The 26,577-nt window shown below is 58.0% G+C and carries 22 protein-coding genes; 20 read left to right on the top strand and 2 right to left on the bottom strand.

Annotation, left to right across the window (positions count from 1 at the left end; genetic code table 11):
• From sdhA to sstT, 16 genes are all read left to right on the top strand, one after another.
• On the top strand, positions 1 to 1,773 hold the full coding sequence (gene sdhA / locus NA647_RS08795) for a succinate dehydrogenase flavoprotein subunit (protein ID WP_256057340.1): 1,773 nt from the start codon (positions 1 to 3) through the stop codon (positions 1,771 to 1,773).
• 10 nt (positions 1,774 to 1,783) lie between these two features.
• Complete coding sequence (locus NA647_RS08790) at positions 1,784 to 2,488, top strand: succinate dehydrogenase iron-sulfur subunit (protein ID WP_256057339.1); 705 nt, start codon at positions 1,784 to 1,786, stop codon at positions 2,486 to 2,488.
• A gap of 291 nt (positions 2,489 to 2,779) precedes the next feature.
• Complete coding sequence (locus tag NA647_RS08785) at positions 2,780 to 5,611, top strand: 2-oxoglutarate dehydrogenase E1 component (protein WP_256057338.1); 2,832 nt, start codon at positions 2,780 to 2,782, stop codon at positions 5,609 to 5,611.
• Between the two features lie 69 nt (positions 5,612 to 5,680).
• Positions 5,681 to 6,907: a 2-oxoglutarate dehydrogenase complex dihydrolipoyllysine-residue succinyltransferase gene (gene odhB / locus NA647_RS08780; protein ID WP_256057337.1), complete on the top strand. Its 1,227-nt coding sequence runs from the start codon at positions 5,681 to 5,683 to the stop codon at positions 6,905 to 6,907.
• A gap of 93 nt (positions 6,908 to 7,000) precedes the next feature.
• Complete coding sequence (lpdA, locus tag NA647_RS08775) at positions 7,001 to 8,437, top strand: dihydrolipoyl dehydrogenase (protein WP_256057336.1); 1,437 nt, start codon at positions 7,001 to 7,003, stop codon at positions 8,435 to 8,437.
• A 179-nt stretch (positions 8,438 to 8,616) separates the two neighbouring features.
• On the top strand, positions 8,617 to 9,783 hold the full coding sequence (sucC, locus tag NA647_RS08770; RefSeq protein WP_256057335.1) for an ADP-forming succinate--CoA ligase subunit beta: 1,167 nt from the start codon (positions 8,617 to 8,619) through the stop codon (positions 9,781 to 9,783).
• Positions 9,783 to 10,670: a succinate--CoA ligase subunit alpha gene (gene sucD, locus NA647_RS08765; RefSeq protein WP_256057334.1), complete on the top strand. Its 888-nt coding sequence runs from the start codon at positions 9,783 to 9,785 to the stop codon at positions 10,668 to 10,670. Before sucC ends, sucD begins: the two co-directional genes overlap by 1 nt.
• Positions 10,671 to 11,125: 455 nt before the next feature.
• Positions 11,126 to 12,439, top strand: a complete 1,314-nt coding sequence (gene brnQ, locus NA647_RS08760; RefSeq protein WP_256057333.1) for a branched-chain amino acid transport system II carrier protein — start codon at positions 11,126 to 11,128, stop codon at positions 12,437 to 12,439.
• A gap of 82 nt (positions 12,440 to 12,521) precedes the next feature.
• A complete protein-coding gene (locus NA647_RS08755) occupies positions 12,522 to 13,247 on the top strand; it encodes a DUF599 domain-containing protein (protein WP_256057332.1) in 726 nt (241 codons plus the stop codon).
• A gap of 56 nt (positions 13,248 to 13,303) precedes the next feature.
• The gene (locus tag NA647_RS08750) at positions 13,304 to 13,762 is read left to right on the top strand and encodes a PaaI family thioesterase (protein ID WP_256057331.1); all 459 of its coding nucleotides are present in this window, start codon (positions 13,304 to 13,306) and stop codon (positions 13,760 to 13,762) included.
• Positions 13,759 to 14,205 carry a PaaI family thioesterase gene (locus NA647_RS08745; protein ID WP_131651538.1) on the top strand — a complete coding sequence of 149 codons (447 nt, stop codon included), beginning with the start codon at positions 13,759 to 13,761 and terminating at the stop codon, positions 14,203 to 14,205. The genes NA647_RS08750 and NA647_RS08745 overlap by 4 nt, the downstream gene beginning before the upstream one ends.
• A 42-nt stretch (positions 14,206 to 14,247) precedes the next feature.
• Positions 14,248 to 15,498 carry an MFS transporter gene (locus NA647_RS08740; RefSeq protein WP_256057330.1) on the top strand — a complete coding sequence of 417 codons (1,251 nt, stop codon included), beginning with the start codon at positions 14,248 to 14,250 and terminating at the stop codon, positions 15,496 to 15,498.
• A 152-nt stretch (positions 15,499 to 15,650) separates the two neighbouring features.
• On the top strand, positions 15,651 to 17,558 hold the full coding sequence (htpG, locus tag NA647_RS08735; protein ID WP_256057329.1) for a molecular chaperone HtpG: 1,908 nt from the start codon (positions 15,651 to 15,653) through the stop codon (positions 17,556 to 17,558).
• A gap of 195 nt (positions 17,559 to 17,753) precedes the next feature.
• The gene (locus NA647_RS08730; protein ID WP_256057454.1) at positions 17,754 to 18,728 is read left to right on the top strand and encodes an amidohydrolase family protein; all 975 of its coding nucleotides are present in this window, start codon (positions 17,754 to 17,756) and stop codon (positions 18,726 to 18,728) included.
• Between the two features lie 152 nt (positions 18,729 to 18,880).
• Positions 18,881 to 20,506, top strand: a complete 1,626-nt coding sequence (locus NA647_RS08725) for a methyl-accepting chemotaxis protein (protein WP_256057328.1) — start codon at positions 18,881 to 18,883, stop codon at positions 20,504 to 20,506.
• 193 nt (positions 20,507 to 20,699) lie between these two features.
• On the top strand, positions 20,700 to 21,944 hold the full coding sequence (sstT, locus tag NA647_RS08720; protein WP_256057327.1) for a serine/threonine transporter SstT: 1,245 nt from the start codon (positions 20,700 to 20,702) through the stop codon (positions 21,942 to 21,944).
• A 113-nt stretch (positions 21,945 to 22,057) separates the two neighbouring features.
• Here the strand turns inward: sstT and fabB are convergent, their stop codons facing one another.
• Positions 22,058 to 23,275 (bottom strand): beta-ketoacyl-ACP synthase I, encoded by a 1,218-nt coding sequence (gene fabB, locus NA647_RS08715; RefSeq protein ID WP_256057326.1) that lies wholly within the window; start codon positions 23,273 to 23,275, stop codon positions 22,058 to 22,060.
• Positions 23,276 to 23,286: 11 nt separating this feature from the next.
• On the bottom strand, positions 23,287 to 23,802 hold the full coding sequence (gene fabA / locus NA647_RS08710; RefSeq protein ID WP_045161538.1) for a 3-hydroxyacyl-[acyl-carrier-protein] dehydratase FabA: 516 nt from the start codon (positions 23,800 to 23,802) through the stop codon (positions 23,287 to 23,289).
• Between the two features lie 415 nt (positions 23,803 to 24,217).
• Here fabA and NA647_RS08705 point away from each other — a divergent pair, with 415 nt between their 5' ends.
• The 4 genes from NA647_RS08705 to NA647_RS08690 all read left to right on the top strand — a co-directional run bounded on the left by NA647_RS08705 (position 24,218) and on the right by NA647_RS08690 (position 26,571).
• Complete coding sequence (locus tag NA647_RS08705) at positions 24,218 to 25,240, top strand: NAD(P)H-dependent glycerol-3-phosphate dehydrogenase (RefSeq protein WP_256057325.1); 1,023 nt, start codon at positions 24,218 to 24,220, stop codon at positions 25,238 to 25,240.
• An 18-nt stretch (positions 25,241 to 25,258) separates the two neighbouring features.
• A complete protein-coding gene (locus tag NA647_RS08700) occupies positions 25,259 to 25,597 on the top strand; it encodes a DUF4389 domain-containing protein (protein WP_256048708.1) in 339 nt (112 codons plus the stop codon).
• Positions 25,594 to 26,052: a phosphohistidine phosphatase SixA gene (gene sixA, locus NA647_RS08695; protein ID WP_256057324.1), complete on the top strand. Its 459-nt coding sequence runs from the start codon at positions 25,594 to 25,596 to the stop codon at positions 26,050 to 26,052. The genes NA647_RS08700 and sixA overlap by 4 nt, the downstream gene beginning before the upstream one ends.
• A 63-nt stretch (positions 26,053 to 26,115) precedes the next feature.
• Positions 26,116 to 26,571, top strand: a complete 456-nt coding sequence (locus NA647_RS08690; protein ID WP_131651529.1) for a hotdog fold thioesterase — start codon at positions 26,116 to 26,118, stop codon at positions 26,569 to 26,571.
• The last annotated feature ends 6 nt before the right edge of the window (positions 26,572 to 26,577 follow it).

Here is a 26,577-nt window from a genome sequence, read left to right as displayed (position 1 = left end):
ATGGCTAGCATTCGTACTCTTTCTTATGACGCCATCATTATTGGTGGCGGTGGCGCGGGCATGCGCGCCGCGCTGCAGCTGGCCCAAGGTGGCCACAAAACTGCAGTGGTAACCAAGGTTTTCCCGACCCGTTCCCATACCGTTTCCGCTCAGGGTGGTATCACCTGCGCTATCGCTTCGGCCGACCCGAACGATGATTGGCGTTGGCATATGTACGATACCGTCAAGGGTTCCGATTACATCGGCGACCAGGACGCTATCGAGTACATGTGTTCCGTTGGCCCTGAAGCGGTGTTCGAACTGGAGCACATGGGGCTGCCGTTCTCTCGTACCGAGCAGGGCCGTATCTACCAGCGTCCATTTGGTGGACAGTCCAAGGACTATGGCAAGGGCGGTCAGGCTGCTCGGACCTGTGCTGCGGCCGACCGTACCGGTCACGCGCTGCTGCATACGCTCTATCAGGCCAACCTGAAAGCCGGCACATCCTTCCTTAATGAGTGGTACGGCGTCGACCTGGTGAAGAACCAGGATGGTGCCATTGTCGGCATCATCGCGATCTGCATCGAAAACGGCGAAACGGTTTATATCCGTTCCAAGGCCGTGGTTCTGGCTACCGGCGGTGCCGGTCGTATTTATGCTTCCACGACCAACGCCCTGATTAATACCGGTGACGGGATCGGTATGGCGCTGCGTGCCGGTGTGCCGGTTCAGGACATCGAGATGTGGCAGTTCCACCCGACTGGTATCGCCGGTGCTGGCGTGCTGGTAACCGAAGGTTGCCGTGGTGAAGGTGGTTACCTGATCAACAAGCATGGCGAGCGTTTCATGGAGCGTTATGCTCCGAACGCGAAAGACCTCGCCGGTCGTGACGTCGTTGCTCGCTCGATGGTCAAGGAAATCCTGGCTGGCAACGGCTGTGGCCCGGACGGCGATCATGTGATGCTCAAGCTTGATCACCTCGGCGAAGAAGTGCTGCACAGCCGCCTGCCGGGCATCTGTGAGCTATCCAAGACCTTCGCTCACGTCGACCCTGTCACGGCTCCGGTTCCTGTGGTTCCGACCTGCCATTACATGATGGGCGGCATCGCCACCAATATCCACGGTCAGGCAATGACTCAGGATGCCAACGGCAATGACAAGATTATCGATGGCTTGTTTGCCGTAGGCGAAGTGGCATGCGTATCCGTGCATGGCGCCAACCGTCTGGGCGGTAACTCGCTGCTGGATCTGGTCGTATTCGGCCGCGCAGCTGGTCTGCATTTGGAAAAGGCGCTGAAGGACGGTATCGAGCATCGCGGAGCTACGGAAACAGATTTGGACGTGGCGCTGAATCGCCTGGCCAGTCTGAACGAGCGGACCGCTGGTGAAGATGTTGCTTCGCTGCGTAAAGAACTTCAAAGCTGTATGCAGAACTACTTCGGTGTGTTCCGTACTGGCGAATATATGCAGAAGGGCATCGCCCAGTTGGCTGATCTGCGTCAGCGTATCGCTACCGTCAACATTTCTGACAAGAGTCAGGCGTTCAATACTGCGCGTATCGAAGCGCTGGAACTTCAGAATCTGCTGGAGGTTGCCGAAGCGACTGCCATTGCTGCTGAAAACCGCAAAGAATCCCGCGGTGCGCATGCTCGTGAGGATTACGAAGAGCGTGACGATGAAAACTGGCTGTGCCACACCCTGTACTTCCCAGGTGAGAAGCGTGTAGCCAAGCGTGCCGTGAACTTCTCTCCGAAGACAGTTCCGACTTTCGAACCCAAGGTCCGGACTTACTGAGGTCGCCGATATGTTGCAAGTGAGCGTTTATCGCTACAACCCGGATAAAGACGAAAAGCCATACATGCAGGACTTCCAGATCAATACCGATGGTAAAGATCTGATGGTTCTTGACGTCTTGGCGCTCGTCAAGGAGCAGGACGAAGGTTTCTCCTATCGCCGTTCCTGCCGCGAAGGAGTCTGTGGCTCCGATGGCATGAACATGAACGGCAAGAATGGTCTGGCCTGCATCACTCCGCTGTCTGCCGTGGTCAAGGGCAGCAAGCTGGTGGTTCGCCCGCTGCCTGGTTTGCCAGTTATCCGTGACTTGGCCGTCGATATGGGCATCTTCTATAAGCAGTACGAGAAGGTTCGTCCTTATTTGATGAACGATACGCCTGCTCCGGCTATCGAACGTCTGCAGAGTCCGGAAGATCGGGAAAAGCTTGACGGTCTGTATGAGTGCATTTTGTGCGCTTGCTGCTCGACCAGTTGCCCGTCCTTCTGGTGGAATCCGGACAAGTTCCTTGGCCCGGCTGCGCTGCTTCAGGCCTACCGCTTCCTGGCCGATAGCCGCGACACCGAGACTGAGAACCGTCTGACTGCGCTGGACGATCCGTTCAGTGTGTTCCGCTGCCGCGGCATCATGAACTGCGTAAGTGTTTGCCCGAAAGGGTTGAACCCGACCAAGGCGATTGGTCATGTGCGGAACATGCTGTTGCAGAGTGCAACCTGACGTGCCAACGGTGGCCACGGTTACTTGGGTGACCGTAGGCCCCTAATGCTTTACCGCGACACCTACGGCGCCGAAGTTCAAACGACGGCGCCGTAGTCTTAGTAGGAATCTCAGCCCACAAAGCCGAGATTTCGCTCTGAAAATTTGATGACCAGCAGGAGCATCCGGGGTGGTTCTCGGAAACTATCTGCGCGGTCCGTAGTGGCTTTACCTGGGTCGCTGCTTCAGAACTTGGGAAGTCATGCTGCGGTCTCCACGCTGGTGGTGTCTCCTTATCGAAGGTGACCAGACATGCAAGAAAGCGTAATGCAGCGCATGTGGGACAGTGCCCACCTATCCGGTGGTAACGCTGCCTATGTGGAAGAGCTTTATGAGCTCTACCTGCACGATCCCAACGCTGTGCCCGAAGAGTGGCGCACTTACTTCCAGAAGTTGCCCATCAGTGGCGGCGCTACGGCCGATGTTTCGCATTCAACGATTCGCGATCACTTCGTCCTGCTGGCCAAGAACCAGCGTCGCGCACAGCCTGTTTCGGCAGGCAGCGTTAGTAGCGAGCATGAGAAGAAGCAGGTCGAAGTCCTGCGTCTGATACAGGCATACCGGATGCGTGGGCATCAGGCTGCACAGCTCGATCCGCTCGGCTTGCAGCAGCGCCCGGCTCCGGCTGATCTTGCCATTAACAACTACGCTTTGACCGATGCCGACTTGGATACGGTTTTCCGCACCGGTGACCTTGCCATGGGCAGGGATCAGGCGACATTGCGGGAAATTCAGCAGGCGTTGCAAGAGACATATTGCCGCACCATTGGTGCCGAATTTACCCATATCGTCGATTCCGATCAGCGCAACTGGTTCATCCAGCGCCTGGAAAGCGTCCGTGGGCGTCCCGTCTTCTCGTCGGAAATCAAAAGCCATTTGCTTGAGCGTCTAACTGCTGCCGAGGGTCTTGAAAAGTACCTGGGTACCAAGTATCCGGGCACCAAACGCTTCGGCCTGGAAGGCGGCGAGAGTCTGATTCCACTGCTCGACGAGATTATTCAGCGTTCCGGTTCGTACGGCACCAAGGAAATCGTCATCGGCATGGCCCACCGCGGCCGTCTTAACGTGCTGGTCAATACCTTCGGCAAGAACCCGCGCGACCTGTTCGACGAGTTCGAAGGCAAGAAGGTCGAAGGTCTCAGCTCTGGCGACGTTAAGTACCACCAGGGCTTTTCCTCGAACGTGATGACGCCAGGTGGCGAAATCCATCTAGCGATGGCCTTCAACCCGTCTCACCTGGAAATCGTTTCCCCGGTGGTCGAAGGTTCCGTTCGTGCGCGTCAGGACCGTCGTTCTGATTCGGTAGGCGACAAGGTGCTCCCGGTAACCATCCATGGTGATGCGGCGGTCGCCGGCCAGGGCGTGGTCATGGAAACGTTCCAGATGTCGCAGACCCGGGCCTATCGTACCGGCGGCACCATCCGCATCGTGATCAACAACCAAGTCGGCTTCACGACGAACAAGCAGGAAGACGCGCGCTCTACCGAGTACGCGACCGACGTTGCGAAGATGATCCAGGCGCCGATCTTCCATGTGAATGCGGATGATCCGGAGGCTGTTCTGTTCGTTACGCAGTTGGCTGTCGATTACCGCATGCAGTTCAAGCGCGACATCGTCATCGACTTGATTTGCTATCGTCGTCGTGGTCACAACGAAGCGGACGAGCCGAGCGGTACTCAGCCACTGATGTATCAGAAGATCGCCAAGCAGCGCACCACCCGTGAGCTGTATTCCGATTCACTGATTCAGTCCAAAGTGCTGGAAGACGCGCAGGTGCAGGCGAAGGTCGATGAATATCGGGCTGCGCTGGACAACGGCTTGCACGTAGTCAAGAGCTTGGTCAAAGAGCCCAACAAGGAGCTCTTCGTCGATTGGCGCCCATATTTGGGCCATGCCTGGACTGCGCGCCACGATACCCGTTTCGACCTGAAAGCTCTGCAGGAACTGTCCAGCAAGATGTTGGCAGTCCCTGAAGGCTTCGTGGTGCAGCGCCAGGTATCCAAGATCCTCGAAGACCGTCAGAAGATGGGGGCCGGTGCGCTGGCGATCAACTGGGGCTATGCCGAGACGCTGGCGTACGCGACCCTGTTGTTCGAAGGTCATCCGGTACGCATCAGTGGCCAGGACGTTGGCCGCGGTACCTTCTCGCACCGCCACGCGGCGCTGCATAACCAGAAGGACGGCAGTACCTACATTCCGCTGCAGCATCTTTACGAAGGTCAGCCGCGCTTCGACCTGTACGACTCCTTCCTGTCCGAAGAAGCGGTGCTTGCGTTCGAATACGGTTACGCCACGACCATGCCCAACGCGCTGGTGGTCTGGGAAGCTCAGTTCGGTGACTTCGCCAACGGTGCGCAGGTTGTTATCGACCAGTTCATCACCAGTGGCGAGCACAAGTGGGGCCGTCTCTGTGGTCTGACAATGTTGTTGCCGCACGGCTATGAAGGTCAGGGTCCCGAGCATTCGTCGGCCCGCCTGGAGCGCTACCTGCAGCTGTGTGCCGAGCACAACATTCAGGTGTGCGTGCCGACCACGCCGGCGCAGGTCTACCATATGCTGCGTCGTCAGGCGATCCGCCCGCTGCGCAAGCCACTGGTAGCCCTGACCCCGAAGTCGCTGCTGCGCCACAAGCTTGCGACCTCGACGCTGGAGGAACTGACCCAGGGCTCGTTCCTGACTGTGATTCCTGAAATCGATCAGATCGAGCCGAGCAAGGTCGAACGTCTGATCATGTGCAGCGGCAAGGTCTACTACGATCTGCTAGACAAGCGTCGTAACGAAGGCCGCGAAGATATCGCGATTGTTCGTCTCGAGCAGCTGTACCCGTTCCCGGAGGATGATCTGGCTGAGGTGCTCGCGCCGTACCAGAACCTCAAGAGCATCGTCTGGTGTCAGGAAGAGCCGATGAACCAGGGCGCGTGGTACTGCAGCCAGCACCACATGCGTCGCGTTGCCGTCGCGCACAAGAAAGAGCTCTTCCTGCAGTACGCGGGTCGTGAAGCTTCTGCTGCGCCTGCGGTCGGCTATGCATCCATGCACGCCGAACAGCAGGAGAAACTGCTGCAGGACGCCTTCACCATTTAATCATTCTTGCAAGGGGCCGCGAAAACCGCGGCCTCGATGTAGAAACCGAATCAAATAGGACCCCAGCTAATGGCTATCGAGATCAAAGCCCCTCAATTTCCTGAATCGGTTGCTGACGGCACCGTTGCTACCTGGCACAAGCAGCCGGGCGATGCAGTCAAGCGCGACGAACTGATCGTCGACATCGAGACCGACAAGGTCGTGATGGAAGTACTGGCCGAAGCGGATGGCGTACTGAGCGAAATCGTCAAGAATGAGGGCGACACCGTACTGAGCGGCGAGCTGCTCGGCAAGCTGGATGCTGGCGCTACCGCCGCCGCGTCTTCGCCTGCTGCAGCCCCGGCTCAGGCCGCTGCCCCTGCTGCTGCGCCGGCACCTGCCGCGGGCGGTGAAGATGCCATCCTCGCTCCGGCCGCGCGCAAGCTCGCCGAAGAAAATGGCATTGATCCCAACAGCGTTAAGGGCACTGGCAAAGACGGTCGCGTCACCAAGGAAGATCTGGTTGCTGCAATCGAAGCTAAGAAGTCCGCACCCGCCGCTGCCGCCAAGCCCGCTGCAGTTGCTGCCGCGCCCGTCGTTACCGCTGCCGGTGATCGTACCGAGAAGCGCGTCCCGATGACCCGCCTGCGCGCCAAGGTTGCCGAGCGTCTGGTCGAAGCACAGTCGAACATGGCGATGCTGACCACCTTCAACGAAGTCGACATGACCGAAATCATGGCCCTGCGTTCGAAGTACAAGGATCTGTTCGAGAAGACTCACAACGGCGTTCGTCTGGGCTTCATGTCCTTCTTCGTCAAGGCGTCTGTCGAGGCGCTGAAGCGCTTCCCGGCAGTCAATGCATCGATCGATGGTACCGACATCGTCTATCACGGCTATCAAGACATCGGCGTCGCCGTGTCCAGTGACCGCGGTCTGGTCGTGCCGGTCCTGCGTAACGCTGAGCTGATGAACTTGGCCGAAGTCGAAAGCGGCATCGCCACCTTCGGTAAGAAGGCTCGCGACGGCAAGCTGTCGATCGACGAAATGACAGGGGGCACGTTCACTATTACCAACGGCGGTACGTTCGGCTCGATGATGTCGACTCCTATCGTTAACCCGCCCCAAGCTGCCATTCTGGGCATGCATAACATTCTGCAACGTCCCATGGCCGTCAACGGTCAGGTTGTCATCCGGCCGATGATGTATTTGGCGCTGTCTTATGATCACCGTCTGATCGATGGCAAGGAAGCGGTAAGCTTCTTGGTCACGATCAAGAACCTGCTAGAAGATCCAGCTCGCCTGCTGCTGGACATCTAACAAGCGTCACGGGCTGCAGTTGGCAGGCTAGGCGAATGCTGGGCCTACTGCCTGTGGCCTTTGATTTTTTAGCTGCACTCAAGAGGATTTGTAATGAGCGATAAATTCGACGTCGTCGTCATCGGGGCCGGCCCCGGCGGTTATGTAGCAGCCATTCGTGCAGCGCAGCTGGGCCTGAAGACCGCCTGCATCGAAAAGTATCAGGGTAAAGAAGGCAAAACCGCACTGGGCGGCACTTGCCTGAACGTCGGTTGCATTCCGTCCAAAGCGCTGCTGGACAGCTCTTACAAGTTCCACGAGGCCCACGAAAGCTTCAAAGTGCATGGCATCAGCACCGGCGAAGTGGCCATGGACGTTCCGACCATGGTGGCGCGCAAGGACCAGATCGTTAAGAACCTCACCGGCGGCGTTGCTGGCCTGATGAAGGCTAACGGCGTAACCGTCTTCGAAGGTCACGGCAAGCTGCTGAGCGGCAAGCAGGTCGAGGTCACTGGGCTCGACGGCAACACTCAGGTGTTGGCCGCCGACAACGTTATCCTCGCCTCCGGCTCCAAGCCGGTGGATATTCCGCCTGCGCCTGTCGACCAGAACATCATCGTCGACTCCACTGGTGCGCTGGATTTCCAGAGCGTTCCGGCCAAACTGGGCGTCATCGGAGCCGGCGTGATCGGCCTGGAACTGGGCTCGGTATGGGCTCGTCTGGGCGCTGAAGTCACCGTGCTGGAAGCGATGGACAAGTTCCTGCCGGCCGCTGACGAGCAGATCTCCAAGGAAGCTTTCAAGGTTCTGAGCAAGCAGGGTCTGAAAATCCTGCTGGGCGCGCGCGTCACTGGTTCCGAAGTGAAGGGCGACCAGGTCACCGTCAACTTCACCAATGCCGAAGGCGAGCAGCAGCAGACCTTTGACAAACTGATCGTTGCGGTTGGCCGCCGTCCGGTGACCGCCGACCTGCTGGCTGCTGATGCCGGTGTCGACATGGACGAACGTGGCTTCATCTTCGTCGACGATTATTGCGCTACCAGCGTTCCCGGCGTTTACGCGATCGGTGACGTGGTACGTGGCGCCATGCTCGCGCACAAGGCCTCGGAAGAGGGCGTGATGGTTGCCGAGCGCATCGCCGGACACAAGTCGCAAATGAACTACGACCTGGTTCCATCGGTCATCTATACCCATCCGGAAATCGCATGGGTCGGCAAGACCGAGCAGGCGCTGAAAGGCGAGGGCGTGGAAATCAACGTCGGTACCTTCCCGTTCGCTGCGAGCGGCCGTGCTATGGCTGCCAACGACACCGCTGGCTTGGTCAAGGTGATCGCCGATGCCAAGACCGACCGTGTATTGGGCGTTCACGTGATGGGGCCTGCTGCAGCTGAATTGGTCCAGCAGGGCGCGATTGGCATGGAGTTCGGTACCAGTGCCGAAGACCTCGGCATGATGGTCTTCTCGCACCCGACCATGTCCGAGGCGCTGCACGAAGCAGCTTTGGCAGTGAATGGCCACGCCATTCACATTGCCAACCGCAAGAAGCGCTGATAGCGCTGCGGTAGTGTAGACGGCTCGCGTTGGCTCCTTTGAGTTCTCGCGATGCCGTCGATACCTTCAATGCAAGGTATGACAGGTCCCTGAAAGGTGTTTTGTATAGTTTTCAGCGACTTGAGGCGACGCGGCATACGTGCAACGTCTGACGTACATCAAACCGAACGGTAGCTAAGATGAATCTTCACGAATATCAGGGTAAGCAGCTGTTTGCCGAGTACGGATTGCCGGTCTCTAAAGGCTACGCAGTTGATAGTCCGAAAGAAGCGGCTGAAGCTTGCGACAGAATTGGCGGTACTGAGTGGGTAGTAAAGGCCCAGGTACATGCTGGCGGTCGCGGCAAAGCGGGTGGTGTGAAGCTCGTGCGTAGCAAGGACGAAGCCCGTGCGTTTGCCGAGCAGTGGCTGGATAAGCGTCTGGTGACCTACCAGACCGACGCCAACGGCCAGCCAGTCAGCCGGATTCTCGTCGAAGCTTGCACTGATATCGATAAAGAGCTCTACCTGGGCGCAGTAGTTGATCGGGCCACTCGACGGGTCGTGTTCATGGCGTCCACCGAAGGTGGCGTGGACATCGAGAAGGTCGCTCATGACACTCCCGAGAAAATCCTCAAGGCTACGATCGACCCGCTAGTTGGAGCGCAGCCGTTTCAGGGCCGCGAGCTGGCTTTCCAGCTGGGCCTTAAGGGCGATCAGGTCAAGCAGTTCGTACATATCTTCGTAGGGTTGGGCAAGCTCTTCGTCGATTACGACCTGGCACTGTTGGAAGTCAACCCTCTGGTCATCAAGAAAGACGGCAATCTGCATTGCCTGGATGCCAAGTTGAACATTGATAGTAACGCCATCTACCGTCAGCCCAAACTGCGCGGCATGCAGGATCCTTCTCAGGATGATCCGCGCGAAGCCCACGCGGCCAAGTGGGAGCTGAATTACGTGGCGCTTGATGGCAACATCGGCTGCATGGTCAACGGTGCTGGCTTGGCCATGGGCACCATGGACATTGTTAATCTGCATGGTGGCAAGCCAGCCAACTTCCTCGACGTCGGCGGTGGCGCTACCGAAGAGCGCGTAACCGAGGCGTTCAAGATCATTCTCTCCGACGAAAACGTTGCCGCCGTTCTAGTCAACATTTTCGGTGGCATCGTCCGTTGCGACATGATCGCAGAAGGCATCATCGGCGCGGTCAAGGAAGTCGGCGTAAAAGTGCCAGTGGTTGTCCGTCTGGAAGGTAACAATGCTGAGCTTGGCGCAAAAATGCTGGGTGAAAGTGGTCTCAACATCATCGGTGCGACCAGCCTGACCGATGCGGCCATTCAAGTCGTCAAAGCCGCGGAGGGCAAATAATGAGCGTCCTGATCAATAAAGACACCAAGGTCATCTGCCAGGGCTTTACCGGCTCGCAGGGCACCTTTCACTCCGAACAGGCTATCGAATACGGTACCAAAATGGTCGGCGGTGTCACGCCGGGCAAAGGCGGCACTACGCACCTAGGCCTTCCGGTGTTCAACACCGTCAAGGAAGCCGTTGCGGCTACCGGTGCTGATGCGTCAGTCATCTACGTGCCAGCGCCTTTTTGCAAGGACTCGATCCTGGAAGCTGCGTTCGGTGGCATCAAACTGATCGTCTGCATTACTGAAGGTATCCCGACCCTCGACATGCTTGAAGTAAAGATCAAGTGCGACGAGCTGGGCGTGCGTCTGATCGGTCCGAACTGCCCGGGCGTAATCACTCCCGGCGAGTGCAAGATCGGCATCCAGCCTGGCCATATCCACCTGCCAGGTAAGGTCGGTATCGTTTCGCGTTCCGGCACCCTGACTTACGAAGCGGTCAAGCAGACTACTGACGCTGGTTTCGGTCAGTCCACCTGCGTCGGCATCGGTGGCGACCCGATCCCTGGCTCGACTTTTATCGACATCCTCAAGTTGTTCCAAGAAGACCCACAGACCGAAGCGATCGTGATGATCGGTGAGATCGGTGGTTCCGCCGAAGAAGAGGCCGCAGCCTACATCAAGGCCAACGTCACCAAGCCGGTCGTTTCCTACATTGCAGGTGTGACGGCTCCTGCCGGTAAGCGCATGGGCCATGCCGGTGCGATCATCTCCGGTGGCAAGGGTACCGCTGATGAGAAATTCGCTGCGCTGCAGGACGCTGGTGTCAAGACTGTTCGCTCGCTTGCCGATATCGGCAAGGCGCTTGCAGAACTGACCGGTTGGGAAGTCAAGCAGGGCTGATCCCTGACCTGCGACACGAGATGCCAGTCAGCCTGTCTGACTGGCATTTTTGTTTCCGGAGTCCTGAGTTGCAGCTGGTGCAGCTAACTCTCTTTAGTCGGCTGGCTAACAACGCACAGCATGGGCGTCAGCTGCATCGCTTAACTGGACCGCTTCAGCGGTTCAGAGCGAAGGCCGTTTTTGATCGGATCGTAAAAGGCTGAATTACGTGGCATGCGAAGGGCGCTTTTCCGATTTCGTAATGCTCAGCTGTTTATGCGCCGTCGCCGCAGGCGAAGTGGTTGGCTTTGTCAGCGCAACATCGTCGAAAATTGGCAAAGTCTCGCTCTAGAGCGGGAATTCCATTAATGTGCGCCCTTTTTTCTCGCGTGGCTCGGCGGATACTGTCCGCTTGCCGAGAAGGATGCGCCTGGGTGCGTCCTTCGAACCAGAACCTCCTGCAGTGGTAATAAACGATGACTCAATTGAAAGGCCTGGATCTGCTGGCCCTTGGATTCATGACATTCGCGCTCTTTCTCGGCGCTGGCAATATTATCTTCCCACCCAGCGCCGGTATGGCTGCCGGGCATTCCATCTGGCCCGCCGCGATGGGTTTCTTGTTGACCGGTGTTGGCTTGCCGCTGCTCACCGTAATTGCGCTGGCGCGTGTTGGCGGCGGTATGGACAGGCTAACCGCGCCACTGGGGCGGGGCGCCGGAACCCTGCTAGCCGTTGCCGTATATCTGGCCATCGGCCCGCTGTTCGCGACGCCGCGCACAGCGGTAGTGTCCTTCGAAATGGGCGTGGCGCCGTTCACCGGAAACTCGGCTATGCCGCTGTTCGTTTACACCGCGTTGTTCTTTGCTGCGACGCTGTTTCTCGTGCTGAATCCCGGTCAGCTGGTCGATCGGGTCGGTAAATTCATTACGCCGGTGCTGCTTGCGGCTTTGCTGGTTCTCGGTGGGGCAGCTCTTTTCGCGCCCGCCGGTGAAATCGGTACCACAGCTGAAAGCTACCGCAGCGGTCCATTACTCAAGGGCTTTCTCGAAGGGTATCTGACGATGGATACGTTGGGTGCGCTGGTGTTCGGCATTGTTATCGCCACCGCCATTCGTGACCGAGGTGTGACGGAACCCGCGCTGGTAACACGCTATTCTGTGATTGCCGGAGCCATTGCAGCGGTTGGGCTTTCGCTTGTTTATCTGGCGCTTTTCTATCTTGGCGCGACTAGCCAGGGCATTGCGGGCGAAGCGCAGAACGGTGTGCAGATCCTCACTAGTTACGTGCAACACACATTCGGTACTACGGGCAGCTTGTTGTTGGCTGCAGTGATAACCCTGGCGTGTCTGACCACTGCGGTCGGACTGACAACTGCCTGTGGCGAATATTTCAGTGGTCTCCTTCCGGTCAGTTACCGTGTGGTGGTGGTCGTGTTCACTCTGTTTAGCCTGTTGGTGTCGAACCAGGGGCTGACCCAGCTGATCAGCGTTTCCGTACCGGTGCTGGTCGGACTCTATCCACTTGCGATCATGCTGGTTGCGCTGAGTCTGCTTGACCGTTGCTGGGTCTCGCCGAGCCGTGTATTCGTTCCGGTGATGGCCGTGACCCTCGTTTTCGGCGTTGCGGATGGTCTTTCGGCTGCCGGCTTCACGAATCTGGTTCCCGATCTGTTCACCATGTTGCCGCTGGCGGCGCAGAGCATGGGTTGGCTAGTACCGGTGCTGGTCACTCTGGCGATAGCATTTGTGATCGATCGGCTGCTCGGTACCGCTCGGACCGCCCAGCGTTAACGAGCGCACCTGGAATTGCAAACCTGGAGCCGAGGCGTCGGTGTTGGCTGGCTATAATCAGGCGCGAGTGTTTGGAGGCGTTATGTCTATTCCGAGTCATCTGCTGCCGCACCTGATTGCCGTGGTCTGGTTCATCCTCTGTTGGGCCGGATATACCCGGTACGCCAGTTGGCGAGCCAGGGATACGGCTTGTCTGGCCTCGGTACTGCATCTTTACCGTCAGGACTGGATGCAGCGCATGTTGATGCGTGACAACCGGATCGCCGATGCGAACGTGATCGGCAATCTGGAGCGCAATGCCAGCTTCTTCGCATCCAGTACGCTGATTATCCTGGCGGGCATTCTCACCGCGCTGGGCGCTTCGGACAGAGCGGTTTCGCTGCTGGCTGATTTGCCGTTCGCGCAACCAGTGAGCCGAGGACTTTCCGAAATCAAACTGCTCTCACTGGGTATCGTCTTCGTCTACGCCTTTTTTACCTTCAGCTGGTGCATGCGGCAGTACAACTTTGCCGCTGTGCTGGTGGCCTCGGCGCCCATGGCCGGTGAGCGCAACGTCAGCGACCAGGAGCGCAAGTCATTTGCCGAGCGCTCCGCCCGAGTTATTTCGATGGCGGCCAACCAGTTCAACTTCGGGCTGCGTGCGTATTATTTCGGCATGGCCACGCTGGCCTGGTTCATCCATCCCTGGTTCTTCATGGGTGTAACGGCTGGAGTCGTGTTGATCCTCTATCGGCGCGAATTCCATTCCGACGTGTTGAAGGTGATGGTATTTACGCCAACCATGCCTGCCGAGCTTCCCAAGGAATAGAGCGCAACGAACGAGCCGGTTAATATGGCCGGCTTTTTTTACATTCGAGAGTTCGCATGAGCGATAGCCTGATACTGGAGCGTACCCAGCGCTTCCTTTCCTTCTTACGTCACTGCCAAGTCCTCGGCATGAGCGTCGAACACGCCGATGCTAAAGGGCTCACGCTGCGCCTCCCGTACAGCGAAAAGATCGTTAGCGATCCCGAAAGCGGGCGCGTTCACGGCGGGGCGATCACTACGCTCATGGACACGACCTGCGGTATCTCCACGGCGTGTGCGCTTCCCGAGCTGGAAATCTGTCCGACGCTCGACCTGCGCATCGATTACATGCACCCGGCGGAACCGAATCACGATGTGTTCGGCTTCGCGGAATGCTATCGGGTCACACCGACAGTAATCTTCACGCGCGGGGTGGCGTACCAGCGCAATATCAATGAGCCGATCGCACACGTCGTCGGGGCATTCATGCGTATGGGCACGAACGCCCCGCTTCCTGCGCCGGAGGTGCCTCGATGAGCCGTCTGGATCTTGATGCGTTGGTCAGCGAAGCTCACGCCAGCAACAATTACGATGCGCTGCTGCAAATGGTGCCGTATGCCAAGCTCATTGGCATCGAGTGTTTGCGGCTGGGCGATGAGATGGTATTCCGGCTGCCAAAGAACCTGGACAACATCGGCAATCCCACGCTTCCGGCCATCCACGGTGGTGTGATTGCCGGTTTCATGGAGCATGCTGCGATGCTCCATCTATTGATGTTCATGGGCGCGCCACATTTACCCAAAATCATCGACTTCTCGATAGATTATCTTCGGGCCGGTCACTATCGTGACACCTTTGCCGCATGCCAGGTCTGGCGTCAGGGGCGTCGGGTAGCCAACGTCGCCGTGACAGCCTGGCAAACGAATCAGGCCGAGCCAATAGCCACTGCACGTTGTCACTTCAAGGTCAACGAGCCCTGATACGTCTGGCGGTCGCCACTATAGATGTATGAAGGGTGTTGAATGGATGCGTTGCTGATACTGGGCGGGCTACTGCTGATAGTAGCGGGTATCGTCTGGTTGATCGTTCTGGCCTTTGGCACGGGCTTGCTGTGGGGTATTGGAAGCCTGCTTCCGCCTATTACTCTGATCTACGTGATTCGACACTGGAGTGTCGCTCGCAACGCCATCGGACTGTCGGGGCTGGGATTCATACCTCTGGTTGTTGGATTCATACTGCTCGCCAATCATGAGCCGGAACGAATCGCGGCAATTGCCAGCCTCAAATGGCTTGAGCCGGACGAACGTGCGCAGAGCCATGACCTGGCCATCCAACTGCACGGTCAGCTTGATGGGCGCCCGTTCAATCCCCACTCTGGCACCCTCATGGATGGCGTGCTGACGCTACGGGAGGGTGATGGTCTGTTCGCATTGCAGGAGATCAGCATTCGCTTGGGGGCCGTTCCGACGGGCGCGTTGCAGGTCGATGTGCTGCCGCAGGATGCCAATCCGATGCCCGAAATCGAGATTAACTGGATGCGTCCGGAGCAGGCTTTGCCGGAAGCGCGCACGATCAAGAGCGGCTACACCCTGCATCTCGATCTGCAGCCGGTACCACCGAACAGGCTGGCCGGCGGCTTTCATCTAGTTCTACCGGCTTATTACCGCACCAGTATCAGCGGCCATGTCGAGCTTTTCACGGACGGTCTTCGTTATCGCTCGGGTCAGGTCGATCTGACTCACGATTCGACCGATACGCTCTCCTATTTGGCCGAGGATTACCTGCAGAGACGTTTCCAGACGCCCGCCGTAACCATCGAATCGCTTGCGCGGGTCAGCTTTCCGGCATCGGCCCTGGTTGTCTCTGTGCAAGCAGCGGTGAAAGGGACGACTGACCGTTTCGAGCTGAATGTTCGTAAGGATGAACGAGGCTGGGCGGTCGAAAACGACGATTATCCTCCTCTGCTTGTAGACGTCGAAACACAACCCAAGGTGGCGGCAATCCAGCCGGAAGTGCTTATGGACAGCACGCCGCTGCCTCGCACCGATCGCCGTCAGCGGTTTTCGCTCGAGCGGTTACTGCGTAATCCAGCGCGCTATGAGCATCTTCAGGTGCGGGCACATACGGAACGCGGCGGGGTAGCGGAAGGGCGCTTCGTTGGTGTCGATCGAGACGGAAGCCTGGCAATTCGGCGGATTCTGAAAGGGCCTGGAGAGGCTATCTACAATCTTGCGCCGGACGACATCGTCCTCCTCGAACTGCTTGAGCCGTAGCACGGGCCACCGTCACCTGTCTGGCGTTTCCGGCTTCGAGCTGAAGTAGAGGCTGCCGCTCGACGCACTTGATTTTCCTCACCCAGCCCCCATCTGCTTGTCATTGCCGCAATCGCGGTCCCTGCCATTGACGATGTGGAGTTTGCAAGACGATGAGTGTGGAAACTCAAAACAAAGAAACCCTGGGCTTCCAGACCGAGGTGAAGCAACTGCTTCACCTGATGATCCATTCGCTGTATTCGAACAAGGAGATCTTCCTCCGCGAGCTGATTTCCAACGCGTCCGATGCCGCCGACAAACTGCGTTTCGAAGCGCTGGCCAAGCCGGAGTTGCTCGAAGGCGGTGCCGACCTGAAGATCCGTGTCACGTTCGACAAGGACGCCAAGACCGTTACCCTCGAGGATAACGGCATCGGCATGAATCGCGATGACGTCATCACCCATCTGGGTACCATTGCCAAGTCTGGTACCGCAGATTTCATGAAGCACCTCTCGGGCGATCAGAAAAAGGATTCGCACCTGATCGGTCAGTTCGGGGTGGGTTTCTACTCTGCATTCATCGTTGCTGATCAGGTCGAGGTGTTCAGTCGCCGCGCCGGTACGCCCGCCGAGGAAGGCGTGTACTGGTCGTCGAAGGGTGAGGGTGATTTCGAAGTCGCTACCCTCGACAAGCCGGAGCGCGGAACCCGTATCGTTCTGCACCTCAAGTCGGGCGAAGAAGAGTTCGCCGATGGCTGGCGTCTGCGCAACATCATCAAGAAGTACTCCGACCACATCGCCTTGCCAATCGAATTGCCCAAGGAATTTCATGGTGAGGAGAAGGACAAGCCGGCCGAGCCCGAATGGGAAACCGTCAACCGGGCCAGCGCGCTCTGGACCCGTCCACGTACCGAGGTGAAGGACGAAGAGTATCAGGAGTTCTACAAGCACGTCGGTCATGACTTCGAGAACCCCTTGGCTTGGAGCCACAACAAGGTCGAAGGCAAGCTCGAATACACGTCGCTGCTATACGTTCCGGGACGCGCTCCGTTCGATCTGTATCAGCGCGAGGCGCCCAAGGGGCTCAAGCTCTACGTACAGCGCGTGTTCATCATGGACCAGGCCGATGAGTTCCTGCCGCTGTACCTGCGTTTCATCAAGGGCGTGGTCGATTCCAACGACCTGTCGCTGAACGTGTCGCGGGAAATCCTGCAGAAAGATCCGGTCATCGACTCGATGAAGTCGGCACTGACCAAGCGCGTCCTGGACATGCTGGACAAATTGGCCAAGGATAAGCCGGAGGACTACAAGAACTTCTGGAAGCAGTTCGGCCAAGTGCTGAAAGAAGGTCCGGCCGAAGACTTCGCCAACAAGGAGAAGATCGCTGGTCTTCTGCGCTTTGCTTCGACCCTGGACGCTTCTGGTGAGCAGAGTGTGTCGCTGGCCGACTACCTGGGTCGCGTGAAGGAAGGACAGGACAAGGTCTACTTCTTGACCGGTGAATCCTACGCCCAGGTCAAGAACAGCCCGCATCTAGAAGTCTTCCGCAAGAAGGGCATCGAAGTGCTGCTGCTTACCGATCGTATCGATGAGTGGCTGATGAGCTACCTCACCGAGTTCGATGGCAAGCAGTTCGTAGACGTCGCGCGTGGCGATCTGGATCTTGGCAAGCTGGACTCGGAAGAGGACAAGAAAGCCCAGGAAGAAATCGCCAAGGCGAAGGAAGGTCTGGTCGAGCGTCTGAAAGGCGCGCTGGGTGATGAGGTGGCCGAGGTGCGGGTATCGCACCGTCTCACCGATTCGCCGGCGATCCTCGCGATTGGTGAGCAGGATCTGGGGCTGCAGATGCGCCAGATTCTCGAGGCCAGCGGGCAGAAGGTGCCGGAGTCCAAGCCGATCTTTGAGATCAACCCGCAGCATCCGTTGATTGAAAAGCTTGATGCCGAGCCGGACGAGGATCGCTTCGCCGATTTGGCGCACATTCTCTTCGATCAGGCCGCGCTGGCCGCCGGTGATAGCCTCAAGGACCCAGCCAGCTATGTTCAGCGGTTGAACAAGCTGCTGGTTGAGCTTTCAGCCTAAGGTACGCATAGGCGTTTGGAAGGCCCGTCATTGACGGGCCTTTTGCGTTCAGGTCTATAGCCTGCTTTTTCGGGCGTTCGCCGACACCCGAGCCAAACCGCATTCTGCTACTGAACCGCCACGCGGTAAGGTGGTCTATCCGCTTGGCTGTCAGGAGGTCATTGGTTGTTCAACTTACGAAACTGTTTTGTCGCGATGTGTCTGGTCGCCTCGATCGCACCGGTCCAAGCGCGGGACTATCGCTACAGCGACTCGCATCTGCATTTCGTTGATTTCTTCCAGGAAAGCGATGGCATGGCAAAGTTGCTCGAGGCCATGGACGCCGGTGACATTGACCATGTGATGATCAGCGGCATCCCCGTTGCCAAAAAGTGGCACGAAAACGAACCCAAGCGGCCTCGCTACTATGCTGGCGACGACGCGCCGGTTTATTGGTACAGCGCGACCGATGTGGTGGTTGCCGCGGCCCTGAAAGAGCTGAGCGACGAGCAGCGACGCCGTTTCCATCCGTTTCTCTCAGGCTTCAATCCCAACGACAAGAATGCCGATGCGCATATCCGGCGAATGCTCGAACTCGATCCGGGTCTTTGGCAGGGGCTGGGAGAAATATTCACGCGGCACGACGACGTCACTGCCTTGACCGAAGGCGATACACCTCGCGCCAACAATGAAGCGCTGACACGCGTCTACCACCTCGCGGCCGAGTTCGATTTGCCGGTGATGTTGCACTCCAACGTTACTTCCAAGCGTGAGCGTAATCCGTTGTATCTGGGTGAGCTGGAGGAGGCGCTGCGTAATCATCCCCATACCCGCTTCATTTGGGCGCACGCGGGCACGAGCATGGAGCTACACCGCCATCAGGAAAAGCTCAATTTTCTTCTGGAAACGGTCACTCGATTGCTGGATGACTATCCAAACCTTTACATCGATCTATCATGGACGATGCTCAAGCCCTACCTGCTCGATGGAGAAGAGCAGCCCAATCCGGATTGGATAAAGCTCGTAGAGCGCCATCCGAGCCGTTTCGTGTTGGGATCGGATGTCGTCGGACGCTTCGATAGCCTGGGCGAATCCATGCAGGCTTTTGTGCCGTTCCTCGATGCACTGTCTCCCGATACGGCACGCATGGTTGCGCGCGATAACTTCCTGGCGCTCTTGCCTTCTCGGTGACTTCGACATAAACCGTTCATCTGGACGAACGGTTTTTGGCGCCAAAAAATAGTTGTACCCCTTTAGAAAAAGCTAAGCGGGGACGATAAGCTCGCTAACGGCATCGGCTTGTCCGGTGTGTGCGTCTTTAATTCATGGTGTGGAGAAGTCCCATGTCCCTGCGAAAACTAACCATTCCCCGACGCTCAGTGTTGGGATTTGGCCTCATCGGCTTGATTGTTCTGCTTCTGGGCCTGCTGTCGCTCAAACAGATGGGGCAGATGAATGCTGAATCGAAAGACGTTAATGAAGGCTGGCTGCCTAGCATTATGGCGCTCGGCGATCTGAATCAGCACATCCTACGGATTCGGCTTTACAACCTCCGGCTTGCGGTGAACCGTGATGCGGCGACGTTGGAAAATACAAGGGCGACCCTGGCCAGCTTCGATGAGCAGCTGAAAGATATGGAGAGCGCCTATAAAAAGACAATCATCTCCCCCCAAGAGGAAGAGCTGTTTCGCCAATATCAGGCAACACGGGAAAGCTATTACAAGGTAGTCAACGAAATTATCCCGCTGGATCGCGAAGGACGAATTCAGGAAATGGTTTCGATCATCGAAACCAAAATGAATCCTGCCGCCAGTCATCTTAGTGAAGCTTTGCGCGCCCTGGTGGCTTACAACAATCAGGGCGCAGCTCGTTCCGCTGAACGATCGTCCGAGATATTTGACTCCGCCAAGCTCTGGACCATCTTCACAATCGCACTGGCAGCGTTGCTCACCTTTGGGCTGGCTTGGTTGTTCACTCGCAGTATTGTTCATCCCTTGAACCAAGCGGTAGGCATCGCCGAGACCGTAGCCTCTGGCAACCTGACGCAGGATTTCATCATTGATGGTAATGACGAGCCTGCTCGTCTGCTAGTGGCGCTCAAAGCCATGCAAGGAAATCTGCGCAACACCCTCCAGGGCATTTCCGATTCGTCCAATCAACTCGCTTCGGCGGCCGAAGAACTCAACGCCGTAACCGAGGACTCGACCCGCGGGCTGCATCAGCAGAACCACGAAATCGAGCAGGCCGCTACCGCCGTGAATGAAATGACTGCAGCAGTGGACGAGGTTGCCCGCAATGCGGTGGCAACTTCAGAAGCTTCGCGCGAATCGGACAAGACTGCGCAGCATGGCCGTGAGCAGGTGATCAAAACAGTTGAATCCATCGGTTTGCTGGCGGGTGACGTCACCACTACAGCGAGTCAGGTCGAGCAACTGGCCGGCCAGGTACGAGACATTAGCAAGGTATTGGATGTGATCCGCTCGATCGCCGAGCAGACAAATCTGCTGGCACTCAACGCAGCCATCGAAGCGGCACGCGCTGGGGAGGCTGGGCGCGGGTTTGCGGTCGTTGCGGATGAAGTAAGAGCACTGGCGCACCGTACTCAGCAGTCCACTCAAGAAATCGAGCAGATGATCGGTGACGTGCATCAGGGTACCGACAAGGCTGTTCACGCTATGCGCTCCAGCAACGAAAGGGCGCGTAGCACGCTGGACGTTGCTCGCACGGCCGGTGAGGCGCTTGAGGATATCACCAAGGCCATCAGCCAGATCAGCGAGCGCAATCTGGTCATCGCCAGCGCATCGGAGGAACAGGCCCAGGTGGCACGTGAGGTCGACCGTAATCTAGTCAATATCCGTGACCTCTCATTGCAGTCCTCGGCAGGCGCCAATCAGACCAGCGCAGCGAGCCAGGAGCTGTCGCATTTGGCGACCCGATTGAACGAGATGGTTGCGCGTTTCCGGATCTGATCGACCCATGACGCCCCGGTCCGCCGGGGCGTCGCTGTACCGCAGCCAAATCGGCGGCAGCCCTCGGTTCGTCTCAATGCTGGGCATATCGGCGTAGGATGCGTACTATTCGGCGTTTTTATTCGAACCTTCGCTTGCTCCATTGCCGGGAAAGCCTTGGGTTCGCTCCAGCCTCTTACGCCGAGACTCTGTAATGTCCAACCTATCAACCCGTCTTTTCAGAGCTTATAACCGCGTCGGTCTGGTAACGCAGATCGTTGTTGGGCTTGTCGCCGGTTGTCTGCTGGCCTGGTTGTTTCCGCAAGCGGCAAAGTCGGTCAGCTTGCTGGGTGATCTGTTCGTGTCTGGATTGAAGGCTGTCGCCCCGATCCTGGTGTTCGTGCTGGTGACAGCGTCGCTGGCCAACCATAAACGCGGGCAGCCGACGCATATCCGGCCGATTCTGATGCTCTATGCCTTGGGTACCTTGAGCGCCGCTGTGGTAGCGGTGATAGCCAGTGCACTGTTTCCAACGACGCTGATATTGACCAGCCAGGCGAACGATGTGATCCCGCCCACCGGTGTTGGCGCGGTGCTGCAAACGCTGATGTTCAACGTGGTAGACAACCCGGTACGGGCACTTATCGAAGGGAACTTCATCGGCATTCTGGCATGGGCCATAGGTCTCGGATTTGCCTTCCGCCATGCACGTGACAGCACGCGTGACCTGATAACCGATATGTCGGAAGGTGTAACGCTGATCGTCAAGATGGTGATCCGCTTTGCGCCGCTGGGCATCTTCGGTCTGGTAGCCGGAACGCTTGCCGAGTCCGGCTTCTCGGCGCTGACTGGCTACCTGAAACTGCTACTAGTTCTGGTCGGCAGCATGCTGTTCATGGCGCTGGTAGTGAATCCGTTGATCGTGTTCTGGCAGATTCGCAAGAATCCCTATCCTCTGGTCTTCACCTGTCTGCGTGAAAGTGGCATCACTGCGTTCTTCACGCGCAGTTCGGCGGCAAACATCCCAGTCAACATGCAGCTGTGTGAGCGTCTCGGGTTGCATAAGGACACCTACTCGGTGTCGATTCCGCTGGGCGCGACCATCAACATGGGCGGGGCAGCCATCACCATCACGGTGCTGACCCTCGCCGCTGTCAATACGCTGGGTGTCGTTGTAGATATTCCTACCGCCATTCTGCTCAGTCTGCTCGCTTCTATCTGCGCTTGCGGTGCTTCCGGTGTGGCTGGTGGCTCGCTGTTGTTGATTCCGCTAGCTTGCAGTCTGTTCGGAATATCCAACGATATGGCCATGCAGGTGGTTGCGGTCGGATTCATCATCGGTGTGGTGCAGGATTCGGCTGAAACTGCGCTGAATTCATCCACTGACGCGCTGTTTACAGCGGCGTCCTGTATGGCTCATGGCGACACAGTCGCAGTGACGGATGAAGGCTTAAGCTGAACCGACTCCCTGCGATTTACTTCAGCTTGAGCTTTGAAGCTTTGAAGCTCACATGAAAACGCCCCGATCAGCTTGCTGATCGGGGCGTTTTCATTACTGCGCTGTTCGGACGATCAGCCTTTCCAGCGCTTGAGTACCAGCGTTGCGTTGGTGCCGCCAAAGCCGAAGCTATTGCTCATGATGGTGTCGATCTTGGCATTCTCGCGGGTCTCGCGAACGACTGGGAGATCAGCAACTTCCGGATCCAGCTCATCGATGTTGGCCGAGCCGGCAATAAAGTTGCCTTCCATCATCAGCATGGAGTAGATCGCTTCGTGCACGCCTGCGGCGCCCAGTGAATGACCGGACAGGCTCTTGGTCGAGCTGATGGCCGGAAGCTTGTCACCGAACATGTTGCGCACGGCCTTGGCTTCAGCCACGTCGCCCACTGGCGTGGAAGTGCCATGGGTGTTTAGGTAGTCGATCGGGCCTTCGACGGTGGCCATCGCCTGCTGCATGCAGCGCAGCGCGCCTTCGCCGCTCGGGGCGACCATGTCATAGCCGTCGGATGTGGCGCCGTAGCCGACGATTTCCGCGTAGATCTTGGCACCGCGCTTGAGCGCATGCTCCAGTTCTTCGACCACCACCATGCCGCCGCCGCCAGCGATGACGAAACCGTCACGCTTGGCATCGTATGCGCGCGAGGCTTTTTCCGGCGTGTCGTTGTACTGGCTGGAGAGGGCGCCCATGGCGTCGAACAGGCAGCTCTGGCTCCAGTGTTCCTCTTCGCCGCCGCCGGCGAAGATCACGTCCTGCTTGCCCAGCTGGATCTGCTCCATCGCCGCGCCGATACAATGCGCGCTGGTGGCGCAGGCCGAAGCGATGGAGTAGTTGATGCCCTTGATGCGGAACGGCGTGGCCAGACAGGCCGATACGGTGCTGCTCATGGTGCGCGGCACGCGGTATGGGCCGATGCGCTTGACGCCCTTGTCCCGCAGGATGTCGATGGCTTCCATCTGGTTGATGGTCGAAGCACCACCGGAACCGGCGATCAGGCCGATGCGTGGATTGGAAATGTCATCGGCGCTGAGGCCGGAGTCTTCCAATGCCTGCTGCATGGCCAGATAGGCATAAGCCGCCGCATCGCCCATGAAGCGCAGGACCTTGCGGTCAATCAGCTCCTCGAGGTTCAGATCAACCGAGCCTGAGACCTGGCTGCGCAGACCCATGTCTGCATAGGCTTGATTGAAGCGAATGCCGGGGCGGCTGGCGCGCAGGTTGGCGGAAACGGTGTCTTTGTCATTGCCGAGGCAGGAAACGATACCCAGGCCGGTGATCACGACGCGACGCATGCGGAAGTCCTTCAGAAGCTATCGGTAGAGGTAAACAGGCCGACACGCAAACCTTCGGCACTGTAGATCTCGCGGCCATCGACGCTGACTGTGCCGTCGGCGATGCCGAGGATCAACGAGCGACTGATGGTGCGCTTGATATGAATGTTATAGGTGACCTTCTTGGCGGTCGGCAGGACCTGGCCGAAGAATTTAACTTCTCCTGAGCCTAGCGCACGACCACGGCCCGGATTGCCTTGCCAACCGAGGTAGAACCCTACAAGTTGCCACATGGCATCGAGACCCAGGCAGCCCGGCATTACCGGATCACCTTCGAAATGACAGGCAAAGAACCAGAGATCGGGGTTGATATCCAGCTCGGCGACCAACTCGCCCTTGCCGTACTTGCCGCCCACTTCGCTGATATGAACGATGCGATCGACCATCAGCATGTTCGGCGCAGGCAGTTGCGCATTACCGGGCCCGAAAAGCTCGCCGCGGCTGCAACGGAGCAGATCTTCCCGAGTAAAGGCCTGTTGTTTGGTCATGCGTATTCCTCAATGGTCCCTTTTATGGAGGGCTTGCTGCTTTTTATCTGACTCAAGATTGAAGAGTCCGATCATAAAGACTAGTCATAGACTGTCACCCTGCGCTGAAAGTCACAGCCCAAGGATACCGCTCGTTTCGACCAACTCGTAGGAAGACCATGGTAGAAACGGGCCGATACTTTAACACTCCTGATCTATGACAACGACCATGTGACGTTCTGTCCGTTATGACCCGATGAACAAAGTGTCATGACGATAGCGAGAGCTAGCCGAATAAAGCGGCTTCTGCCGGCTCAATATACCGCTGGAAACTGTAACCTGATGATTCCAATGACGTTGGGCTTTGCACTGGCTGCGCACTGACGGCTACGTATAATGCCGGCACTGCCACCGAGTGGCTCAGAACGGATACCCCATGACTGAACAGCAACCCATTGCGGTGCTTGGCGGCGGTAGCTTCGGTACCGCCATTGCGAATCTACTGGCCGAGAATGGTCAAGGAGTGCGCCTGTGGATGCGCGATGCCGAACAGGCCGAGTTCATTCGCACGCAGCGCCAGAACCCTCGATACCTCAAAGGCGTGACGATCCTTCCTCAGGTCTGTCCAGTCACTGATCTGGGACAGACGCTGGCGGATTGCTCGCTGGTCTTCGTGGCGCTCCCGTCCAGCGCGCTACGCCAGGCGCTAACGCCGTTCGCCGCTCAGCTGTCGGGCAAGATGCTGGTCAGCACGACCAAGGGCATCGAGACGAATGGCTTCATGCTGATGAGCCAGATCTTGGAGGAAATCGCACCGCAGGCTCGAATCGGTGTGATCTCGGGTCCGAATCTCGCTCGCGAGGTGGCCGAGCATGCGCTGACCGCAACCGTGGTGGCCAGCCACGACGAGGCGCTATGCCGATGCGTGCAGCAGGCTTTGCACGGGCGGACCTTCCGCGTCTATGCCAGTGCCGATCGGTTCGGTGTGGAACTCGGGGGCGCGCTGAAAAACGTTTACGCGATCATGGCCGGTATGGCCGCCGCGCTCGGCATGGGTGAGAACACACGTAGCATGCTGATCACGCGTGCGCTCGCCGAGATGACGCGCTTTGCCGTCCGGCTGGGAGCCAATCCCATGACGTTTCTTGGACTGGCGGGCGTCGGAGATCTGATCGTCACCTGCACTTCGTCGAAAAGCCGCAATTTTCAGGTGGGCCATGCGCTTGGCGAGGGCCTGAGCCTAGAACAGGCCGTGTCACGCCTGGGTGAGGTTGCCGAGGGCGTCAACACCATCAAGGTATTGAAAACCAAGGCCGAAGAGCTGCAGGTCTATATGCCGCTGGTCACGGGGCTACATGCCATTCTGTTCGAGGGGCGTACGCTGGAACAGGTAATCGAGCTGCTGATGCGCGGCGAGCCGAAGACAGACGTGGATTTCATCTCCACCGATGGCTTCTGAACGACACCGGAGGTATGGATGAACACATCACAACGTAGCGCGGAACGTGAGTCGCTGATCTTGCGCGCAATCTGGATGCTGCTTTTCTTTTTTGTCTGGCAAGTGGCCGAGCTGGTGCTGCTGGTCGTCGTGGTGGCGCAGATGGTCCTGCGGGCGCTGAACGGTAAGGTCAACGTGAGCCTGCAAGAGCTGGGTGACAGCCTCAGCCAGTACGTGGCGCAAATAGGTCGCTTCGGCACGTTCAACACCGATCGCAAGCCGTGGCCGATGTCGGATTGGCCCAAGCCGCGTCCCGCTGACATTGAAACGGCATCGCCTGTCGCGCCCGAGGCTCCGAAGCAGGAGCCGCAGCCATGAAGCTGTGGCTACTGCGCCACGGCGAGGCCGAGCCCAGAGCCCGTACCGATGCGGAGCGCAACCTGACGGCGGCCGGCCAACTTGAAGTGGAGCATGCTGCCAGTCATTTGCAGGGACAACCTCTTCAGGCCATCCTCGTCAGTCCGTACCAGCGAGCTCAGCAAACCGCCGAGATCATCCGTCAGACGCTTGGCTTTACCGGAGCGGTCGAGACGGTGCCCTGGCTGACGCCGGAGTCCGACCCGAAGGATGCCATGCTCTATCTCGACCGTCGCATCGAGCAGCATTTATTGCTCGTGACTCACCAACCCTTCGTCGGTGTGTTGGGCGGTTGGCTGGTCAGTGGCCATCGCGATGCGCCGCTGTCCATGGCCACGGCCAGTCTGGCCGAGCTGGAAGGAGATTATCTTGCGACGGGCTCGATGCGCCTCGTCGGGCTACGGCATCCCGAATGAGCTAAGGCACCTGCAGGCACACGCCAGCCCTAAATTTAGAATAAAAACCACGGAGAGCGTCACTTGAGCATTTGGCATCGTCCCCCGGACCTCGATCAATTCAATGCAAACCGCCAGAACACCATCGTCGAACTGCTCGACATTCGTTTCGAAGCGGTCGATGACCAGTCCCTTACCGCGAGCATGGTGGTCGATTCACGAACCCATCAGCCCTTTGGTTTGCTGCATGGCGGCGCCTCGGTAGTACTCGCCGAAACCGTGGGCTCCATGGCCAGCTTCCAGTGTATCGATCCGAGCCGATTCTATTGCGTTGGGCTCGAAGTCAATGCCAACCACATCCGCGCGCTGCGCAGCGGTCGCGTCACGGCGGTCTGCCGTCCTGTTCACCTGGGGCGTTCCAGCCATGTCTGGGATATCCGTCTGAGTGGCGATGACGGCAAGCTCAGCTGCATTTCCCGGCTGACCGTAGCTGTCGTGCCGGTGGGTGAGAAGAGCCCTCGGCCCTCAGAAGCGTCATAAATGCCT

This window comes from Stutzerimonas stutzeri (assembly GCF_024448985.1).
GTDB classification, from domain to species: domain Bacteria; phylum Pseudomonadota; class Gammaproteobacteria; order Pseudomonadales; family Pseudomonadaceae; genus Stutzerimonas; species Stutzerimonas stutzeri_AP.
Note: the sequence above shows the minus strand (reverse complement) of the source record. Positions and strands in the feature narration are given on the sequence as shown.

Excerpts from the sequence above, each read along its gene's own strand:
- NA647_RS08785 (WP_256057338.1), top strand. The coding sequence starts at position 2,780 with ATGCAAGAAAGCGTAATGCAGCGCATGTGGGACAGTGCCCACCTATCC.
- sucC (WP_256057335.1), top strand. The coding sequence starts at position 8,617 with ATGAATCTTCACGAATATCAGGGTAAGCAGCTGTTTGCCGAGTACGGA.
- NA647_RS08705 (WP_256057325.1), top strand. The coding sequence starts at position 24,218 with ATGACTGAACAGCAACCCATTGCGGTGCTTGGCGGCGGTAGCTTCGGT.
- odhB (WP_256057337.1), top strand. The coding sequence starts at position 5,681 with ATGGCTATCGAGATCAAAGCCCCTCAATTTCCTGAATCGGTTGCTGAC.
- sdhA (WP_256057340.1), top strand. The coding sequence starts at position 1 with ATGGCTAGCATTCGTACTCTTTCTTATGACGCCATCATTATTGGTGGC.
- htpG (WP_256057329.1), top strand. The coding sequence starts at position 15,651 with ATGAGTGTGGAAACTCAAAACAAAGAAACCCTGGGCTTCCAGACCGAG.
- NA647_RS08725 (WP_256057328.1), top strand. The coding sequence starts at position 18,881 with ATGTCCCTGCGAAAACTAACCATTCCCCGACGCTCAGTGTTGGGATTT.
- fabB (WP_256057326.1), bottom strand. The coding sequence starts at position 23,275 with ATGCGTCGCGTCGTGATCACCGGCCTGGGTATCGTTTCCTGCCTCGGC.
- NA647_RS08700 (WP_256048708.1), top strand. The coding sequence starts at position 25,259 with ATGAACACATCACAACGTAGCGCGGAACGTGAGTCGCTGATCTTGCGC.
- NA647_RS08745 (WP_131651538.1), top strand. The coding sequence starts at position 13,759 with ATGAGCCGTCTGGATCTTGATGCGTTGGTCAGCGAAGCTCACGCCAGC.
- NA647_RS08730 (WP_256057454.1), top strand. The coding sequence starts at position 17,754 with ATGTGTCTGGTCGCCTCGATCGCACCGGTCCAAGCGCGGGACTATCGC.
- sucD (WP_256057334.1), top strand. The coding sequence starts at position 9,783 with ATGAGCGTCCTGATCAATAAAGACACCAAGGTCATCTGCCAGGGCTTT.
- NA647_RS08740 (WP_256057330.1), top strand. The coding sequence starts at position 14,248 with ATGGATGCGTTGCTGATACTGGGCGGGCTACTGCTGATAGTAGCGGGT.
- lpdA (WP_256057336.1), top strand. The coding sequence starts at position 7,001 with ATGAGCGATAAATTCGACGTCGTCGTCATCGGGGCCGGCCCCGGCGGT.
- brnQ (WP_256057333.1), top strand. The coding sequence starts at position 11,126 with ATGACTCAATTGAAAGGCCTGGATCTGCTGGCCCTTGGATTCATGACA.
- NA647_RS08750 (WP_256057331.1), top strand. The coding sequence starts at position 13,304 with ATGAGCGATAGCCTGATACTGGAGCGTACCCAGCGCTTCCTTTCCTTC.
- NA647_RS08755 (WP_256057332.1), top strand. The coding sequence starts at position 12,522 with ATGTCTATTCCGAGTCATCTGCTGCCGCACCTGATTGCCGTGGTCTGG.
- sixA (WP_256057324.1), top strand. The coding sequence starts at position 25,594 with ATGAAGCTGTGGCTACTGCGCCACGGCGAGGCCGAGCCCAGAGCCCGT.
- NA647_RS08790 (WP_256057339.1), top strand. The coding sequence starts at position 1,784 with ATGTTGCAAGTGAGCGTTTATCGCTACAACCCGGATAAAGACGAAAAG.
- fabA (WP_045161538.1), bottom strand. The coding sequence starts at position 23,802 with ATGACCAAACAACAGGCCTTTACTCGGGAAGATCTGCTCCGTTGCAGC.
- sstT (WP_256057327.1), top strand. The coding sequence starts at position 20,700 with ATGTCCAACCTATCAACCCGTCTTTTCAGAGCTTATAACCGCGTCGGT.